We start from the raw sequence: 15,894 nt of genomic DNA on the forward strand, positions 1-15,894 counted from the left end.
CCGGGTCAGTCGTCCCGGCGGGCCGGCTCCGGGGCCCGGTCCCGGCGGGCCGGCTCCGGGGCCCGGTAGGCGGGGTCGAGTTCCTCGATGGAGCGCATGGCGCCGCCGAGCATCTTCACCAGCAGCTCGCGCATGGTGTCCCGGGGCAGGTCGGGGTGGTCTATCCAGTCGAGGGTGGCACCCTCCACGCTGCACACCCAGGCGAGCAGGCCCATGCGGGCCACCGGGGCGATGTCGGTCCTGCCGTACGCCCCCTCGGCGAGGGTCGCGACGATCGCCTCGCGCACGCCGTCCCTGATGGCGTGCACCTCCGCGTCGAAGCCGACGCCGCCGCTGACGATGGTGCGGTAGGCGGCCTGGTTGTGCTCGGCGTAGCGCAGATAGCTGTCGATGGTGCGGTGGACCCGGTCCACCGCGTTCAGCTCGATGCCGCTCGCCGCATAGGTGACCAGGTCGGCGACGGAGTCCTGGATGATGGCCAGGTAGTAGCCGCGCTTGGACTGGAAGTAGTAGTAGATGAGCCCCTTGGCGACATGGGCCTGGCGTGCGATGTCGTCCATGGAGAGCGCGTCGTACGACGTGTCGGCGAACAGCTTCCGCCCGATGGCGATGAGTTCGGCACGGCGCGCCACCGAACGTTCGGTGCCACGTGCCCGGGGACGGGCCGTGTCGCGCTGTTGACTAATATTCAATTTAGACCCTGTTGTTCAACGGGCTGTGGGACATCGGCAGTATGGCAGACCTTCACCAGGCACCCGTTCGAGTCTGAACGACTCTGAGGCGCCCATGAACAACAGGGTCGGTATATGTCCGCACAAGGGCTGCCGTGTGGGTCAGCTCACAGCAGACCGAGCTGGGTGACGAGCATGGCGACGACCACGACGAGGGTCCAGCCCAGGACGTGCTCGAGGATCTTCGGGCCGTCCGGCTTGGGTCCGCCGGTGCCGGCCCGGGCGGCTGTGGCCGAGTGCGTGGTCATATGCCCACCCTGCCATCGGGAACGGCTTATGCGGCGGAGACCTTGCTCACAGGACGCCCACGGCCGCGAGCGCCCTGCGCTGGCGCGGGTTCGGGCACGCGGGGAAGTAGAGGTAGCAGACGCCGCCCGTGCCGGAGACGACCTTGCCGCTCGCGTTGTACCGCTTGGTCCGCAGCCAGATGTTCTCCCACTCGCGCCGCTTGTAGACGCGCCGCACTGCCTCGTTGCTCGCCGAGTTCGGGTCGTTGGCGATCACGTCGCCCTCCGCCGTGAAGCCGACGACCGTCATCAGATGGCCGGCGGTGCCGTACCCCGCCCCGGTCAGCTCCTCCTTCAGGAAGGACTGGGACGTTATGGCCGGGATGCCGGCCGCGATCAGCGTCTCCAGGTCGGTGAGCGAGCCGAGTCGGGTGACGACGCCCTGGAGGTCGTCGAAGGTCGCGGCGTAGGCGGCGTTGAACGGCCAGTTCCCGCAGCCCTCGTACTGGTAGTCGTAGGTGAACCGGGCCGCGTGGCAGACTTGCGGGTCGGCGAAGGCCGGGTCGACCCAGGACATCTGCTCCGGGGTGAGACGGCCGCCCCAGTACTCGACGATCATCTGCGAGGAGGTGGGGCTGCACCAGGCCTCGCCGCCGTTGTCGTACTCCGGGTACTGGCCGACGTGGGTCTCCTGCGAGTAGCGCGGGACGGTCAGCTCCTGGGCGAGGCCGGGGGTGGAGGCCGGGACGGTGAAGCGGTCGGGGACGTCGGAGCCCATCGCGCCGACCCGCCAGACCTTGGGGGTGAGCCGGGTGCCGGGCCTGCGGTACAGGGTCAGCCGCAGCCGGTACGCGGTCAGCCGCAGCCCGGTCGCCGGGTCGTCGATGGCGAAGGTGTCCGTCCAGATGCTGCTTCTGCCGTCGCTCTGGTCGTCGACCGAGGTCCGGCGGATGTCCTGGTCACCGGCGGCCCAGCGGCCGAGGACGTACCAGGGGGTCGCCGTGCCGTCGGAGTAGGTGCCTTCGAGCTCGATCTGGAGCCAGGTGCCGTCGGGGGTGTGCGCGTTCCAGGAGGCGATCGCCTCGGTCGCGGGCACGTCGAGCCGGTGGACCGGGGAGGTCCAGGTCGCGTACTCCCAGGTCGCGGTCCGGCCGGTGTGGGGGTCCGTGTAGTCGACGGAGCCGGCCGGCGCGGTGATCACGATGCCGGGGCGGCGGCCGGAGACGGCCCGCAGGCCCTGGGCGGTGCCGCAGCGCCAGTCGCGGTACGTGGTCCAGGCGCGGTTGTCGACGGTGCGGGCCCGGGCGTCGCCGGGGGGCGCGGCATCGGCGGCGGTCTCGGCGGTGCTGTCGGCGGCGGCCGGGCCCGTGCCGCCGGCGACGGCCGCGGCGACCGCGGCGGCGAGGACGGTTCTGCGGGACGGCTGTTCGGCTCTGCTCATGGGCGGAAGACCCCCAGGTGTCCGAGTAGGGCGGATCCTGTGCACGGCTGTCCGCCAACTATGAACGCAAGGGGCAGCCTCTGCCAGCACTTCGGCCCCTGGCGTGGCTACGAATATTGGTGTCGACCATTGGCGTGACCCGGGCGGGGCCCGCAGCCCCAACCCCCTTGCGGGCGGGGCGACATGAGCGGGCCGGCGGCCCCGGTGCACACCGCCGCGACGGCATGCACCGGGACCGATGACGGTACGTCAGACCAGGTCCATCGCCGCCACCTCGTCGGGCCGGCCGTAGCTGACCGGGCCGTGGAAGCGGCGTCGGGCGGTGGTGAACCACCACACCGTGGCCACGGCCAGGACCACGGCCAGGGCGACCGGCGCGTAGTTGAACGAGTCGACGGTGACCGGTGAGGCCTGCGGCAGCATGAAGAGGACACTGCTGACCAGGATCCAGGTCACCGCGACGATGCCGACCGGGCGTCCCCAGCGGCCCAGGTGCCAGGGGCCCGGCTGGAACTCGTCGCCGAGCCGCAGCCTGAGCAGGATCGGGACGGCGTAGGCGAGGAAGAGCCCGACGACATTGACGCTGACGATGGCCGTGAACGCGGTGTGCGACCACCAGCCGGGCACCACCAGCGTCAGCGAGCAGCCGACCGCCAGCCATACCGCCTTGACGGGGGTGCGGGTGCGCGGCGAGACCGAGTGCCACCAGCGCGAGCCCGGCATGGCGCCGTCCCGGGAGAAAGCGAAGATCTGCCGGGTGTTGCTGGTGAGATTGGCCAGGCCGCAGAAGAGCATCGCGCCGATCACGATCAGCAGCAGTGCCTTCGCGCCGCCGACTCCGAGCCCGTCGATCAGAATCTGCACCGGCGGTGCGTCGGCGCCCGCGACCCGGTCGTAGTCACGAATGCTGTAGACCAGTGCCAGCATCAGCAGCAGTCCCGCGATTGCCGAGTATGCGATCGCCCGCGTGATCCCCTTCGGCGCGTTGACCGTGGCCCGGACCGTTTCCTCCGACATGTGGAAGCTGCCGTCGAAGCCGGTGAAGGTCCAGCTGGTGACGAGCAGTCCGAGCATGCCGCCGTAAAGGGCGCTCGTGAAACCGGTGTTGTTCGCGAAATGCGTGACATACGAGGCCGGCTGATGGTGATCGGGAATGACGATCAGTGCCGTCACGATCACCACGAGTCCGCCGAGCAGCCACCAGACGGAGATCCTGTTCAGTACGGCGACCAGCTGAACGGTGTAGGTGTTGGCGAGGCCTTGGAGCACGATGATCAGGGCCGTGATCAGCACCGTACGGTGGCCGGTCGCCTCGTACGAGGGCCACTGGAGGGTGATGAGGGCCTGGACGAAGGTGGCGGCGGCGTACCCGGTGGCGGCCGTGCCGCCGACCTGGCCCACGAAGTTCAGCCAGCCGGTGTACCACGACCAGGCGCCCTTGTGACGCTTGGCGAGTTTCCCGGCGGAGAAATACAGTGCGCCGCTCGTCGGATAGGCGGAGGCGACTTCCGCCATGGCTGCCCCCACGAAGAGCACCATGATGGAAACGCCTATCCAGCCGAAGACGAGAATGCTCGGGCCGCCCGCGTTCAGACCGAACCCGAAGCCCGAGAAGATACCTGAGATGATGTTGATGATGGTGAATGAGATGGCGAAATTGTCGAACGCCTGAAAGCGTCGCGTGAGTTTTCTCGGATAACCCATCGCATGCAGTGTGGCGTCGTCGTCGAGCGCGTGCGGATCCGCTCCACCGCGTGCTCGGGCACGCGGGGCGGATATCCGGTGTGACACGGGCCGGACCTTTCTCTCGGTGGGGGGTGGTGGCCCGTCAGGCGGCCGGTACGGGCAGCCCGCAGGCGCGACGCGCCCGGGACAGCTGCTCGGCCGGGTCGCCGAAGACGGACCAGGGCATGCGCGAGGCGTAGGGGCCCATCGCCGTGAAGACGGCGCGTGCCTGCGCCTCGCACCCGGCCATGACCATGGCGTGTGCGAGGTAAGCCAGGTCGAGGACCGGAGTGAAGGGGTAGCCGGCCACCACGGGCAGCCAGCTCTGGTGGATCTCCAGCGCGGTCGAACGCCACTGCGGCTGCTCCCAGACGCGGTCGGCGAGCAGTTGGGTGGGGTCGTAGCACTCCACCAGGGCGACCAGCGGGAGCAGCCGCAAGGGTGAATCGGCGGGCGCCCGCTGACCGAGGAAGGCGGCGACGTCCCAGGCGGCGGTCACGGAGCCGCCGTAGCGGGGGAAGAAGCAGGCCAGAAAGCGGTGGTGGGCCTCGCGGTGCCAGGGGTCCAGGGACAGGACGTGCGCGAACAGGCGCCACGGACCGGGCGGCGCGGTGAGCAGCCCGCGCGGTGCCTGGTCGCGCAGCCGGTGCAGCCGGGCCATGGCGAGCTTGGCCACCCAGGGCGTGGGATCGGCGGGGTCGACCGTCGTGGCCCGCTCGCAGGCGGCCAGCGCTATCCGCTCCAGCGCCTCGGTGCGCGGGTCGCGGACGTCGGCCGCGCGCAACGCCCGCAGCACGGCGACCCGCGCCCACATCAGGGCGGCCTCGGGGCCCGGTTCCTCGGTCAGCCAGCGCTCGACGAGGTCGGAGTCGGCGGCCTCCGAGGCGAGCACGAGGGAGCGGTGGGCGCGCAGGGCGAAGGCACCGCGGGTTTCGGCCAGGGCGTCGCGGGAGCTGAGATAACGCCCGGCCCGGACATCGACGCATACGCTCGCCAGCACGCGGTCATCGGCCGCCGGATGCCAGACATACTGCCCTTCGAATAACCCCGCGGCCATGTGTCCCAGCCCATCCCCGTTACGTCACCTCACAGTTGCGCACCTGGCACCTTACTCAGCGTGGGCCTCAACCGGAACGCGGATTTCACTGTGGTGGCCGGAGTTTTTCGGCGGCATTGCGGAGATCCACCGGCTAGTTCAAAGCGACACCTTTTCTCTTCCCGCCACGGATCCCCCGCCCCATCCGGTTTCACCCACTACTAGAATGTTCCAACGAAATATGCCCAACCCCGACCAGCTTTCAGGAAAAACGATTCACGAGCTCGCCGCGCGGCTCCGCCGCCTCCCCCCGTCCTGCGGCCCCGTCCGCCTCATCGGCGTCGACGGGCACGCCGGGTCCGGAAAGTCCACGTTCGCCGGGCGGTTGGCCCGGGAGCTGGACGACGCCCCGGTGCTGCACCTCGACGACATCGCCAGCCACGACGAGCTGTTCGCATGGACGGACCGTCTGCTGGCCCAGGTGATCACGCCGCTCACCGGGGGCCGCACCGCCCACTACACCCCCTACGACTGGCGGGCCCGCCGCTTCAGGGCACCCGTCGCCCTGCCGCCCGCGCCGGTGATCGTCGTCGAGGGCGTGGGCGCCGGCCGCCGGGCTCTGCGCCCGTACCTCGCCCGGCTGCTGTGGATGGACGTGGCGCACGAGGAGTCGTGGACACGAGGTCGCTCGCGGGACGGGGAGGAGCAGCGGGAGTTCTGGGAGGGGTGGGTCAGGGCGGAGCTGAGTCACTTCGCCGAGGACCCTTCGCGGCCGTTCGCCGACCTTCTGGTTCGGCAGTGCGGCAAGGGATATGAGGTGATTCCTGGGCCTGTCGGGACTGTTGGACCGGACCAGTCCATCACACACGGTGACGACCCATCGGCAATGTGCTGAACTTGTGAAGAGCCCCCTCGGACAAGTTCCCGGAGTGCCTCAACTCGGCTTGACCCGGGGGCCGTACAGGACTTACGTTCTCAATGTGCGGTCATTCGAGACCGCCCGCAGTCGCGAAGCCCCCGGTTGTTCCCCCGTGATCGGGGGCTTCGTTCTGCCCTGACTCCTCATTTCGGGCGCCGAGCGACGTGATTTGCTCACGCTCGGTCACCGCGCGTACTCCCCCGATCTGCTCCCACCTCGCCAAACGGCCGGTGCGGCACCCTGGGGCGGGCCATGCCCTCGCAGGTACGATGCCCTCGGTGCGACCTACGGACGGCTGCTCTGCGCACCACTGCAACTCCGGTCCGCGGTACGGCGGTTCGAATCCGGCGGCCGGCGGGCGAGTGGTCGGCCAACCGACGGGGGCACGGTTTGTGGGGGACGTGATGGACTTCGGCACGCAGGGCCCCGAGGCCCCGGCCGACCTCGCCTGGCTGCGAGGTGTGGACGCCTACACGATGGGGGCGTATCCACAGGCGGAGGAGGAGTTCCGCACCGCTGTGCGGATCGATCCCGGGATGGCCGACGGCTGGCTCGGACTGCACGCGCTGCGCGTCGACACGACGACCGCGCTGCTGCGGATGTTCCGCCACCGGGACCGCTTCGGGGAACAGCGCGCCCGGCACCGCCGGACGCTCAACTCCTGGTACTGGCTGGGCTGGTGGGTGCAACCGGTCCTGGAGAGCCCGCGCGACCTGCTGCTGGCGCACGCCTCGCACTGGCTGGACGGCCGGCACGTCCCGGAACTGGACCGGGCGCTCGCCGGGCTCCCGCCCGTGGACACCGACCACCAGGTCCGCTTCCTGCACGCCTGCCGCGCCTATCTGGTCAAGGACTGGGAGCAACTGGTACGGCACACCGAACCACTGCTCGACGATCCGCTGCTCGGCATCGAGGCGGGCCTGTTCGGCGGGATGGCACGGGTACGCCTCGAGATGTACGGGCAGGCCGAACCGCTGCTGTCGGCCGCGCTGATGCGGTGCCGCAGCGAGCAGCCGCAGCGCAAGGAGCTGCGCTACTGGCTGGCCCGGGCGCACGAGGGCACGGGCCGCTCGGCCGCCGCCCTCCCCCTCTACCGCGCCGTGCACCGTGTCGACCCCGCCTTCATGGACACCTCGGCCCGGCTCGCGGCCATCGCCGAGGGCGACGGGTACGACGACCCGACCGACCTCGCGGCGATCACGCTCACCGGATTCGGGCAGGACATGGCCGACGGACTCGACCCGCTGTTCGGCACCGAGGGACGAGACCTGAAGCTGTCGGATCCCGACCTGCCGCCCACGGGACCGCTGCCGTCGGCGGTGGATCCGGCGGTGCGGGAGAAGACCGCCGTGTCCTCGCAGCCGCTGCCCGCCGGGCCGACCGACCCCGCGTTACTCGAGGAGGCGCTCGCCGAGCTCGAGCGCATGGTGGGTCTCGAGCCCGTCAAGCGCCAGGTCAAGGCGCTGTCCGCCCAGTTGAACATGGCCCGGCTGCGCGCCGGGCAGGGGCTGCCGGTGCAGCCGCCGAAACGGCACTTCGTCTTCTCCGGGCCCTCCGGCACCGGCAAGACCACGGTCGCCCGCATCCTGGGCCGGGTCTTCTACGCCCTCGGACTGCTCGGCGGCGACCATCTCGTGGAGGCCCAGCGGGCCGATCTGGTCGGCGAGTACCTTGGCCAGACGGCCGTGAAGGCCAATGAGCTCATCGACTCCGCGCTCGGCGGTGTCCTGTTCGTGGACGAGGCGTACTCCCTCTCCAACACCGGCTACGGCAAGGGCGACGCCTACGGCGACGAGGCCCTGCAGGTGCTGCTGAAGCGGGCCGAGGACAACCGGGACCACCTGGTCGTGATCCTCGCCGGCTACCCCGAGGGCATGGACCGGCTGCTGGCCGCGAACCCCGGTCTGTCCTCGCGCTTCACGACCCGCGTCGACTTCCCCTCGTACCGCCCCCTCGAACTGACCTCGATCGGCGAGGTCCTCGCCGCCGAGAACGGCGACGTGTGGGACGAGGAGGCCCTGGAGGAGCTGCGGTCGATCGCCGGGCATGTGGTCGACCAGGGGTGGATCGACGAGCTGGGCAACGGGCGGTTCCTGCGGACGCTGTACGAGAAGAGCTGCGCGTACCGCGATCTGCGGCTCACGACCTATCCGGGCGCGCTGACTCGGGACGAGCTCTCGACGCTCCGGTTGCCGGATCTGATGCAGGCGTACGGCGAGGTGCTGTCGGGCCGGGGCCCGCAGGATCCGTCGGCCATGTGACGGATCCCGCGGTCCCGGGTCCTGATCAACCTGCCAGTGCCTCTTCCGGCTCCCCGCTGCCGACCCGCGGCGCGGTGACCCGCACCTCGGGCAGCTCCCGGTGCGCCGGGTCCCGTACCTCGCCCACCAGGAGCTCCAGTACGTCCTCCAGCGCGACCAGGCCGAGGACCCGTCCGGAGGCGTCGGCCACCTGGGCGAGGTGGGTCGCGGCGCGGCGCATCACCGTCAGGGCGTCGTCCAGGGGCAGTTCCGAGCGCAGGGTCGTCATCGGGTGCCACACCTGCTGCGGCACCGCACGCTCCGACTCCTCCAGGTCCAGTACGTCCTTCACATGCAGATAGCCCATGAAGGCGCCGTTCTCCGCGGCGACCGGGAAGCGGGAGTACCCGGTGCGGGCGGTGAGCGCGACGATCTGGCCGGGAGTGACCGAAGGGCTGACGGTGACGAGGGACTCGCGCCCGAGCAGGACGTCCGTCACCGGGCGGGAGCCCAGCTCCAGGGCGTCCTCCAGACGCTCCTGCTCCTCGGGGTCGAGCAGACCCGCCTGCCCGGAGTCCTCGACGAGCCGGTTGAGCTGCTCGCTGGTGAAGACCGCCTCGATCTCGTCCCTGGGCTCGACGCGGAACAGCCGCAGGATGGCCTGCGCGACCGCGCCGAGGGCGACGGTGATCGGCTTGCAGAAGCGGGCGAACCACACCAGGCCGGGGCTGAGCCACAGCGCCGCCTTCTCCGGCGCCGCCATGGCCAGGTTCTTCGGCACCATCTCGCCGATGACCAGGTGGAAGAAGACCACTGCGGCGAGCGCGATGACATAGGTGAGCGGGTGGATCATGCCGTCCGGCAGATGGGCCCACTCGAAGACCGGCTCCAGCAGATGCGCCACGGTCGGTTCGGCGACCGCGCCGAGCGTCAGGGAGCAGACGGTGATGCCGAACTGGGCCGCCGCCATCATCTGCGGCAGCCGCTCCAGGCCGTACAGGACCTGGCGGGCGCGGGCCGTGCCCAGCGGTTCGATCTGGCTGCGGCGCACCGAGACGAGAGCGAACTCGGCTCCGACGAAGAAGCCGTTGGCGAGCACGAGCAGTGCGGCGAAGACGAGTTGGAGCACGCTCATCGGGCGACCTCCACCACGGACCCCGTCCGCACCAGCCGGACGCGTTCGGCGCGGTAGTGGCCGACCCGGCGCACCGACAGCCGCCAGCCCGGCAGCTCCGCCCGGTCGCCGACGGCCGGGATACGCCCGAGCAGGTCGGCGACGAGGCCGGCGACGGTCTCGTACGGCCCCTCGGGCACGTCGAGTCCTATGCGCTGGAGGATGTCGACCCGGCAGCTGCCGTCGGCGTCCCAGGCGGGGCGGCCGTCCTCCGGCGGGGCCGCGGCGAGTTCGGGGAGGTCCTGGCCGTCGTGCTCGTCGCGGACCTCGCCGACGATCTCCTCGACGATGTCCTCCAGCGTGACCACGCCGGCCGTGCCGCCGTACTCGTCGACGACGACGGCGATGGGCTGCTCGCTGCGCAGCTGGGCGAGGAGCGGCTGGACCGGCAGGGTCTCGGGGACGAGCAGCGCCGGGCGGGAGATCCGGCCGACCGGGGTGCGCAGCCGCTCACTCGAACGGATCGCCAGCGCGTCCTTCAGATGGACCATGCCGACTATCTCGTCGATCTTCTCCCGGTAGACCGGGAATCGGGACAGACCGGTTGCGCGGGTGAGGTTGACCACGTCCTCGGCGGTCGCCGACGACTGCAGCGCGCTGACCTTCACACGCGGGGTCATGACGTGCTGCGCGGTGAGCTCGGCCAGCGACAGGGTCCGGACGAAGAGGTCCGCGGTGTCCTGTTCCAGGGCGCCGGCCTGGGCGGAGTGCCGGGCCAGGGACACCAGTTCGCCGGGGGTGCGCGCGGAGGCCAGCTCCTCGGCCGGCTCGATGCCCAGTGCGCGCACCAGCCGGTTCGCCACGGCGTTCAGCCCGGCGATCACCGGGCGGAAGAGCCGCGCGAAGACATGCTGCGGGCCGGCGACGAAGCGCGCGACCTGCATCGGTCGGGACACCGCCCAGTTCTTGGGCACGAGCTCGCCGATCACCATCTGCACGGCCGAGGCCAGCAGCATGCCGACGACGACGGCCACCCCGGACACCGCGCCCTCGGGGATGCCGATCGCGGTGAACGGGCCGCCCAGCAGCTCCGCCAGCGCCGGTTCGGCGAGCATGCCGACGACGAGGGAGGTGATGGTGATGCCGAGTTGGGTGCCGGAGAGCTGGAAGGACAGTTCCTTGAGCGACTCGACGACCCGGTGGGCCCGGCGGTCGCCCTCGGCGGCCGCCTTCTCGGCGTCCGTCGCCTCGACGGTGACCAGGCCGAACTCGGCGGCCACGAAGAAGCCGTTGGCGAGGATCAGCAGGAACGCGGCTGCGAGTAGCAGCAGGGGGATGCTCATGACGCGGCCGCCCCGGTATGTCGGGTGGGGGCGGCGCAGGTACTACAGGACGATCCGTCCATCGCTGGAAGGAATCACTCCTCGGGTAGCAGGGGGGCCTCTGAAGACCGTGGGGAACATCAGTGGCGGAGGCGTCACGAAAACGCCTCCGCCAACAGATTAATCAAGACATCGCGATTTACGGCAGGGTGGACGCCGCCGAGTCAGCCCTCGTGGTCCTCGGGCTCCTTGATGCCATGGGCCTCGGCGAGCGCCCGCAAGGCCCGCGCGTCGGCGATGGCGTGCTGCTTGGCGATGCCCGGCTGGATGCCGAGCGCGGGCAGGCTGGTGCCGTCGCTGAGGTTGAGGAACACCCAGGGGTCGCCCGGACGGAGGTTCACCTGGAGGATCTCGGCCCAGTCCAGCCGGCGCCGGGTGGCGATGTTCACCACGGTGACCCCGGACTCGTCGGCGACGACCTTCACGCGCGCCAGCATCGCCAGCACGCCGAACATGAGCGCGCCGGTGAGGATGAAGCTGAGGCGCTCACCGGGGCCGAGCTTCTCCAGGAGCAGCGCGACGGCCGTGATGACGACGAAGATCGCGACGCCCGCGGTGAGCAGGACGGCCCGGGTGCGGCCCGGTCGGAACGTGACGGGAAGAGCAGGCAGTTCGGACATCTCTGTGTTCTCTACAGACGCGTTCTCTACAGGCGGCAGGCGTGGATGGCCGTGGTCAGGATGGCCCGGGCGCCGATGTCGTACAGGTCGTCCATGATGCGCTGGGCTTCCTTGGCCGGGACCATCGCGCGGACGGCGACCCAGCCCTCGTTGTGCAGCGGCGAGACGGTCGGCGACTCCAGGCCCGGGGTCAGCGCGACGGCCTTCTCCAACTGCTCGACGCGGCAGTCGTAGTCCATCATCACGTAGGTCCGGGCGACCAGGACGCCCTGGAGGCGGCGCAGGAACTGCTGGACCTTGGGGTCCTCGGCGTCCGCGCCGACGCGGCGGATGACGACGGCCTCGGACTTCATGATCGGCTCGCCGACGACCTCCAGGCCGGCGTTGCGCAGCGAGGTGCCGGTCTCGACGACGTCTGCGATGACGTGGGCGACACCGAGCTGGATGGCGGTCTCGACGGCGCCGTCGAGGTGGACGACGGAGGCGTCGATGCCGTTGTCGGCCAGGTGCTTGGCGACGATGCCCTCGTAGGAGGTGGCGACCGTCTTGCCCTTGAGGTCCGCCAGGTCGTCGCCGACGGTGCCGGGCCTGGTGGCGAAGCGGAAGGTGGAGCGGGCGAAGCCGAGCGGCAGGATCTCCTCGGCGTCGGCGTCGGAGTCGATCAGCAGGTCACGGCCGGTGATGCCGATGTCGAGCTGGCCGGAGGCGACGTAGATGGCGATGTCGCGGGGGCGCAGGTAGAAGAACTCGACGTCGTTGCCGGGGTCGACGATCCGCAGCTCCTTGGACTCGCGGCGCTGCTGGTAGCCGGCCTCATGCAGCATCTCCGCCGCAGGGCCGGACAGGGAACCCTTGTTGGGGACGGCGATGCGCAGCATGAGGTCGGCTTCCTTTGCTCTGAGAGGTTTCTTGCGGCGGGTGGCTTACAGGTGGGCGTACACGTCGTCGAGGGAGATGCCGCGGGCGACCATCATCACCTGGACGTGGTACAGCAGCTGCGAGATCTCCTCGGCGGCCGCTTCCTTGCCCTCGTACTCGGCGGCCATCCAGACCTCGGCGGCCTCCTCGACGACCTTCTTGCCGATGGCGTGGACGCCCTTGTCGACGAGTTCGGCGGTACGGGAGGTGGCGGGATCGCCGTGGGCGGCCTTGTGCTGGAGCTCGGTGAAGAGCTCCTCGAACGTCTTCTTGGACATGGTGACGCTCAGCCTATGCCACATACGGCTTTCGTCAGCGCCAGGGTTCAGATACTGAGCGGAGGGTCGCCGCGGTGGCCACGGCGGCCGTCACCGCCTCGTGCCCCTTGTCCTCGTTGGAGCCCTCGATGCCCGCCCGGTCCAGGGCCTGCTCCTCGGTGTCGCAGGTCAGCACGCCGAAGCCGATGGGGACGCCGGTCTCGACGGAGACCTGGGTCAGGCCCTGGGTCACGCCCTGGCACACGTACTCGAAGTGGGGGGTGCCGCCGCGGATGACGACCCCGAGGGCCACGATCGCGTCGTAGCCGCGGCCCGCGAGGACCTTGGCGACGACCGGGAGCTCCCAGCTGCCGGGGACCCGCAGCAGGGTCGGCTCGTCGATGCCCAGGTCGTGCAGGGCGCGCAGCGCGCCGTCCACCAGTCCGTCCATCACCTTCTCGTGCCACTGTGCCGCGATGACCGCGACCCGCAGGTCGCCCACATTGCGTACGGACAGTTCCGGTGCGCCCTTGCCGCTCACGTTCTTGCGTCTCCTCGGTGTGCTGTTACTGGTTGGTGCAGGTGGACAGGGGGGCCGGGGCCTCGGGGGCCGTGTCCAGCCAGGGCAGGTCGTGGCCCATCCGGTCCCGCTTGGTGCGCAGGTACGTCAGGTTGTGCTCGCCCGCCTGCACGGGCATCGGCTCGCGCTCGGTGACCTCGATGCCGTGGCCGCGCAGCGCGTCGGACTTGTCGGGGTTGTTGGTCAGCAGGCGCACGCTGCGCACGCCCAGGTCGGCCAGGATCCGCGCGCCGGCGCCGTAGTCGCGGGCGTCGGCGGGCAGACCGAGTTCCAGGTTGGCGTCGAGGGTGTCGCGGCCGCGCTCCTGGAGTTCGTAGGCGCGCAGCTTGGACATCAGACCGATACCCCGGCCCTCGTGTCCGCGCAGGTAGACGACGACTCCGCGGCCCTCGTCCTGGATGCGTTCCAGCGCCGCCTGAAGCTGGGGGCCGCAGTCGCAGCGCAGCGAGTGGAAGACGTCGCCGGTCAGGCACTCGGAGTGGATCCGGACCACGACGTCCTCGCCGTCGCCGAGCTCGCCGTGCACGAGGGCGACGTGTTCGACGCCGTCGACGGTGGAGCGGTAGCCGTACGCGGTGAAGGTGCCGTGGGCGGTGGGGAGATGGACCTCGGCCTCGCGGCGGATCGTGGGCCGGCCCGGGGCGGGCTCTTGCCGCACGGGCTTCGGGTGCTCGGCTTCCCGCAGGTAGGTGATCAGGTCCTCGATGGAGATGATCGTCAGGCCGTGCTTGCGGGCGAACGGGATCAGCTCGGGCAGGCGCAGCATCTCGCCGTCCTCCCCGGCGATCTCGACGATGGCGCCGGCCGGGCGCAGGCCCGCGAGCTTGGCGAGGTCGACGGCGGCCTCGGTGTGGCCGTTGCGCACGAGGACGCCGCCGGGGCGGGCGCGCAGCGGGAAGATGTGGCCGGGGCGGACGAGGTCCGACGGCTCCGCCTTGCCGCTCGCGAGGAGCTGGAGGGTGGTGGAGCGGTCGGAGGCCGAGATGCCGGTGGTCACGCCGTGGGCGGCCGAGGCGTCCACGGAGACCGTGAACGCGGTCTTCATCGACTCGGTGTTGTCCTGGACCATCTGCGGGAGCTCCAGCCGGTCCAGCTCGTCCGGCTCCATGGGGGCGCAGATCAGGCCGCGGCACTCGCTCATCATGAACGCGACTATCTCGGGGGTCGCGTGCTCGGCGGCGATGACGAGGTCGCCCTCGTTCTCCCGGTCCTCGTCGTCGACGACCACGACCGGGCGGCCGGCCGCGATGTCGGCGATGGCGCGCTCGACCGGGTCGAGGGTCAGGTCCTCGACGTCCTCGATGTCCTCGGTGCGGTACAGGGTCGGTGCCGTCGTCATGCCGGCGCTCCTTCCAGGACGGGCCGCGCGTCGTTGCGGGAGCGCAGCCACCAGTCGCGCATGCCCCACAGGACGAGTGCGCCGTAGATGACGTAGACGAAGCCGGAGAAGGCGTAGCCGTTGGCGAAGTTCAGGGGCACGCCGACCAGGTCGACGAGCAGCCAGGCGAACCAGAACTCGACCATGCCGCGGGCCTGGGCGTACATGGCGACGATGGTGCCGACGAAGATGTAGGCGTCGGGCCAGGGGTCCCAGGACAGGGTGGGGTACGCCTTGAAGAGCAGCGCCACCGCGACGGTGCCGGCGGCGGCCGCCGCGACCATGGCGCCGCGCTCGCGCCAGGTGGCGAACCGGACGCTGATGTGGCCGTCCTCGGCCTGCCCCTTCCCGCGCTGCCACTGCCACCAGCCGTACAGGGCGACCAGCATGACGACCGCCTGCTTGCCGGCGCTGCCGGTCAGATGGCCGAAGAACGCCGCGAACAGGATCAGTCCGGCGAGGAACTGCACGGGCCAGGTCCATATCGAGCGCCGCCAGCCGAGGGCGAGGGCGGCGAGGCCGAAGAGGTTGCCGATCATGTCCGACCAGAGGATGTGCTGGTCGAACAGGACGAAGGCCTCGGAGTTCAGCGAGTTCACTTCGCCGTCTCCCCTTCGGAGGAGGTCCGGTCGCCGAGGGCCCGGTCGCCGAGCATCCGCTCGACGTACTTGGCGATGACGTCGACCTCGAGGTTGACCGGGTCGCCGGGCTGCTTCAGGCCCAGGGTGGTCAGGTCGAGGGTGGTGGGGATCAGGCTGACGGTGAAGTAGTCGGGTCCGGCGTCGACGACGGTGAGGCTGATGCCGTCGACGGTGATGGAGCCCTTCTCGACCACGTAGCGGGAGAGGTCCGCGGGGAGCGAGATCTTCACGATCTCCCAGTTGTCGGAGGGCTTGCGCTCCAGCACCTCGGCGGTGCCGTCGACGTGGCCCTGCACGATGTGCCCGCCGAGGCGCTCGCCCACGGCCATGGGGCGCTCCAGGTTGACGCGGGAGCCCACGGAGAGGACGCCCAGGCTGGAGCGGTTCAGGGTCTCGGCCATGACGTCGGCGGTGAATTCGTCGCCCTCGTGGTCGACGACCGTCAGGCATACGCCGTTGACGGCGATGGAGTCGCCGTGCTTCGCGCCGTCGGTGACGACGGGGCCGCGCAGTCGGAAGCGACAGGCGTCGTCGAGGGTCTCGACGGCGGTGATCTCGCCCAGCTCTTCGACGATTCCGGTGAACACTTCCCGGGTCCTCCTGCCACATAGGGGCACGGACTCCGGGGCTGTCGATGACGACAGAATGTACGGGCAGGGACACCGGGGGCGACGCCGGACAGGGC

At 70.4% G+C, this 15,894-nt stretch carries 16 protein-coding genes; 2 read left to right on the forward strand and 14 right to left on the reverse strand.

Going from position 1 to position 15,894, the window contains the following annotated elements; genetic code table 11:
- Positions 1-5: 5 nt before the first annotated feature.
- The 5 genes from ACFPQ9_RS36650 to ACFPQ9_RS36670 all read right to left on the reverse strand — a co-directional run bounded on the left by ACFPQ9_RS36650 (position 6) and on the right by ACFPQ9_RS36670 (position 5,181).
- The gene (locus ACFPQ9_RS36650) at positions 6-692 is read right to left on the reverse strand and encodes a TetR/AcrR family transcriptional regulator (protein WP_380863097.1); all 687 of its coding nucleotides are present in this window, start codon (positions 690-692) and stop codon (positions 6-8) included.
- 146 nt (positions 693-838) lie between these two features.
- On the reverse strand, positions 839-979 hold the full coding sequence (locus ACFPQ9_RS36655) for an SCO1431 family membrane protein (RefSeq protein WP_380863099.1): 141 nt from the start codon (positions 977-979) through the stop codon (positions 839-841).
- A 46-nt stretch (positions 980-1,025) separates the two neighbouring features.
- On the reverse strand, positions 1,026-2,399 hold the full coding sequence (locus ACFPQ9_RS36660; RefSeq protein ID WP_380863101.1) for a peptidase C39 family protein: 1,374 nt from the start codon (positions 2,397-2,399) through the stop codon (positions 1,026-1,028).
- 249 nt (positions 2,400-2,648) lie between these two features.
- Positions 2,649-4,190 (reverse strand): amino acid permease, encoded by a 1,542-nt coding sequence (locus ACFPQ9_RS36665; protein WP_380863103.1) that lies wholly within the window; start codon positions 4,188-4,190, stop codon positions 2,649-2,651.
- A gap of 37 nt (positions 4,191-4,227) precedes the next feature.
- A complete protein-coding gene (locus ACFPQ9_RS36670; RefSeq protein ID WP_380863105.1) occupies positions 4,228-5,181 on the reverse strand; it encodes a hypothetical protein in 954 nt (317 codons plus the stop codon).
- Between the two features lie 220 nt (positions 5,182-5,401).
- On the opposite strand from ACFPQ9_RS36670, the gene ACFPQ9_RS36675 reads away from it, so the two are divergent.
- Both ACFPQ9_RS36675 and ACFPQ9_RS36680 read left to right on the forward strand, forming a co-directional pair.
- On the forward strand, positions 5,402-6,055 hold the full coding sequence (locus tag ACFPQ9_RS36675; protein ID WP_380863107.1) for a uridine kinase family protein: 654 nt from the start codon (positions 5,402-5,404) through the stop codon (positions 6,053-6,055).
- A 428-nt stretch (positions 6,056-6,483) separates the two neighbouring features.
- Positions 6,484-8,340, forward strand: a complete 1,857-nt coding sequence (locus ACFPQ9_RS36680; RefSeq protein WP_380863109.1) for an AAA family ATPase — start codon at positions 6,484-6,486, stop codon at positions 8,338-8,340.
- 25 nt (positions 8,341-8,365) lie between these two features.
- Here the strand turns inward: ACFPQ9_RS36680 and ACFPQ9_RS36685 are convergent, their stop codons facing one another.
- From ACFPQ9_RS36685 to ACFPQ9_RS36725, 9 genes are all read right to left on the reverse strand, one after another.
- Positions 8,366-9,454 carry a hemolysin family protein gene (locus ACFPQ9_RS36685; protein ID WP_380863111.1) on the reverse strand — a complete coding sequence of 363 codons (1,089 nt, stop codon included), beginning with the start codon at positions 9,452-9,454 and terminating at the stop codon, positions 8,366-8,368.
- Positions 9,451-10,776, reverse strand: a complete 1,326-nt coding sequence (locus ACFPQ9_RS36690; RefSeq protein ID WP_380863113.1) for a hemolysin family protein — start codon at positions 10,774-10,776, stop codon at positions 9,451-9,453. Before ACFPQ9_RS36690 ends, ACFPQ9_RS36685 begins: the two co-directional genes overlap by 4 nt.
- A 203-nt stretch (positions 10,777-10,979) precedes the next feature.
- Positions 10,980-11,435, reverse strand: a complete 456-nt coding sequence (locus tag ACFPQ9_RS36695) for a PH domain-containing protein (protein ID WP_380863115.1) — start codon at positions 11,433-11,435, stop codon at positions 10,980-10,982.
- Positions 11,436-11,461: 26 nt separating this feature from the next.
- The gene (hisG, locus tag ACFPQ9_RS36700; RefSeq protein WP_380863117.1) at positions 11,462-12,313 is read right to left on the reverse strand and encodes an ATP phosphoribosyltransferase; all 852 of its coding nucleotides are present in this window, start codon (positions 12,311-12,313) and stop codon (positions 11,462-11,464) included.
- A gap of 45 nt (positions 12,314-12,358) precedes the next feature.
- Positions 12,359-12,631: a phosphoribosyl-ATP diphosphatase gene (locus ACFPQ9_RS36705; protein ID WP_004990764.1), complete on the reverse strand. Its 273-nt coding sequence runs from the start codon at positions 12,629-12,631 to the stop codon at positions 12,359-12,361.
- Between the two features lie 34 nt (positions 12,632-12,665).
- Entirely contained in the window at positions 12,666-13,151 is a 486-nt protein-coding gene (gene ribH / locus ACFPQ9_RS36710) for a 6,7-dimethyl-8-ribityllumazine synthase (RefSeq protein ID WP_126390041.1), read from the reverse strand.
- 25 nt (positions 13,152-13,176) lie between these two features.
- Positions 13,177-14,529, reverse strand: a complete 1,353-nt coding sequence (locus ACFPQ9_RS36715; RefSeq protein WP_380863120.1) for a bifunctional 3,4-dihydroxy-2-butanone-4-phosphate synthase/GTP cyclohydrolase II — start codon at positions 14,527-14,529, stop codon at positions 13,177-13,179.
- Positions 14,526-15,167: a nicotinamide mononucleotide transporter family protein gene (locus tag ACFPQ9_RS36720; protein WP_380863122.1), complete on the reverse strand. Its 642-nt coding sequence runs from the start codon at positions 15,165-15,167 to the stop codon at positions 14,526-14,528. The genes ACFPQ9_RS36715 and ACFPQ9_RS36720 overlap by 4 nt, the downstream gene beginning before the upstream one ends.
- The gene (locus tag ACFPQ9_RS36725) at positions 15,164-15,796 is read right to left on the reverse strand and encodes a riboflavin synthase (protein ID WP_380863124.1); all 633 of its coding nucleotides are present in this window, start codon (positions 15,794-15,796) and stop codon (positions 15,164-15,166) included. Before ACFPQ9_RS36725 ends, ACFPQ9_RS36720 begins: the two co-directional genes overlap by 4 nt.
- Positions 15,797-15,894: the final 98 nt, after the last annotated feature.

Origin of the sequence: Streptomyces coerulescens, assembly GCF_042657965.1 — a bacterium.
Taxonomy (GTDB): Bacteria; Actinomycetota; Actinomycetes; order Streptomycetales; family Streptomycetaceae; genus Streptomyces; species Streptomyces coerulescens.

Excerpts from the sequence above, each read along its gene's own strand:
- ACFPQ9_RS36655 (WP_380863099.1), bottom strand. The coding sequence starts at position 979 with ATGACCACGCACTCGGCCACAGCCGCCCGGGCCGGCACCGGCGGACCC.
- ACFPQ9_RS36660 (WP_380863101.1), bottom strand. The coding sequence starts at position 2,399 with ATGAGCAGAGCCGAACAGCCGTCCCGCAGAACCGTCCTCGCCGCCGCG.
- ACFPQ9_RS36670 (WP_380863105.1), bottom strand. The coding sequence starts at position 5,181 with ATGGCCGCGGGGTTATTCGAAGGGCAGTATGTCTGGCATCCGGCGGCC.
- ACFPQ9_RS36675 (WP_380863107.1), top strand. The coding sequence starts at position 5,402 with ATGCCCAACCCCGACCAGCTTTCAGGAAAAACGATTCACGAGCTCGCC.
- ACFPQ9_RS36680 (WP_380863109.1), top strand. The coding sequence starts at position 6,484 with ATGGACTTCGGCACGCAGGGCCCCGAGGCCCCGGCCGACCTCGCCTGG.
- ACFPQ9_RS36685 (WP_380863111.1), bottom strand. The coding sequence starts at position 9,454 with ATGAGCGTGCTCCAACTCGTCTTCGCCGCACTGCTCGTGCTCGCCAAC.
- ACFPQ9_RS36690 (WP_380863113.1), bottom strand. The coding sequence starts at position 10,776 with ATGAGCATCCCCCTGCTGCTACTCGCAGCCGCGTTCCTGCTGATCCTC.
- ACFPQ9_RS36695 (WP_380863115.1), bottom strand. The coding sequence starts at position 11,435 with ATGTCCGAACTGCCTGCTCTTCCCGTCACGTTCCGACCGGGCCGCACC.
- hisG (WP_380863117.1), bottom strand. The coding sequence starts at position 12,313 with ATGCTGCGCATCGCCGTCCCCAACAAGGGTTCCCTGTCCGGCCCTGCG.
- ACFPQ9_RS36705 (WP_004990764.1), bottom strand. The coding sequence starts at position 12,631 with ATGTCCAAGAAGACGTTCGAGGAGCTCTTCACCGAGCTCCAGCACAAG.
- ACFPQ9_RS36715 (WP_380863120.1), bottom strand. The coding sequence starts at position 14,529 with ATGACGACGGCACCGACCCTGTACCGCACCGAGGACATCGAGGACGTC.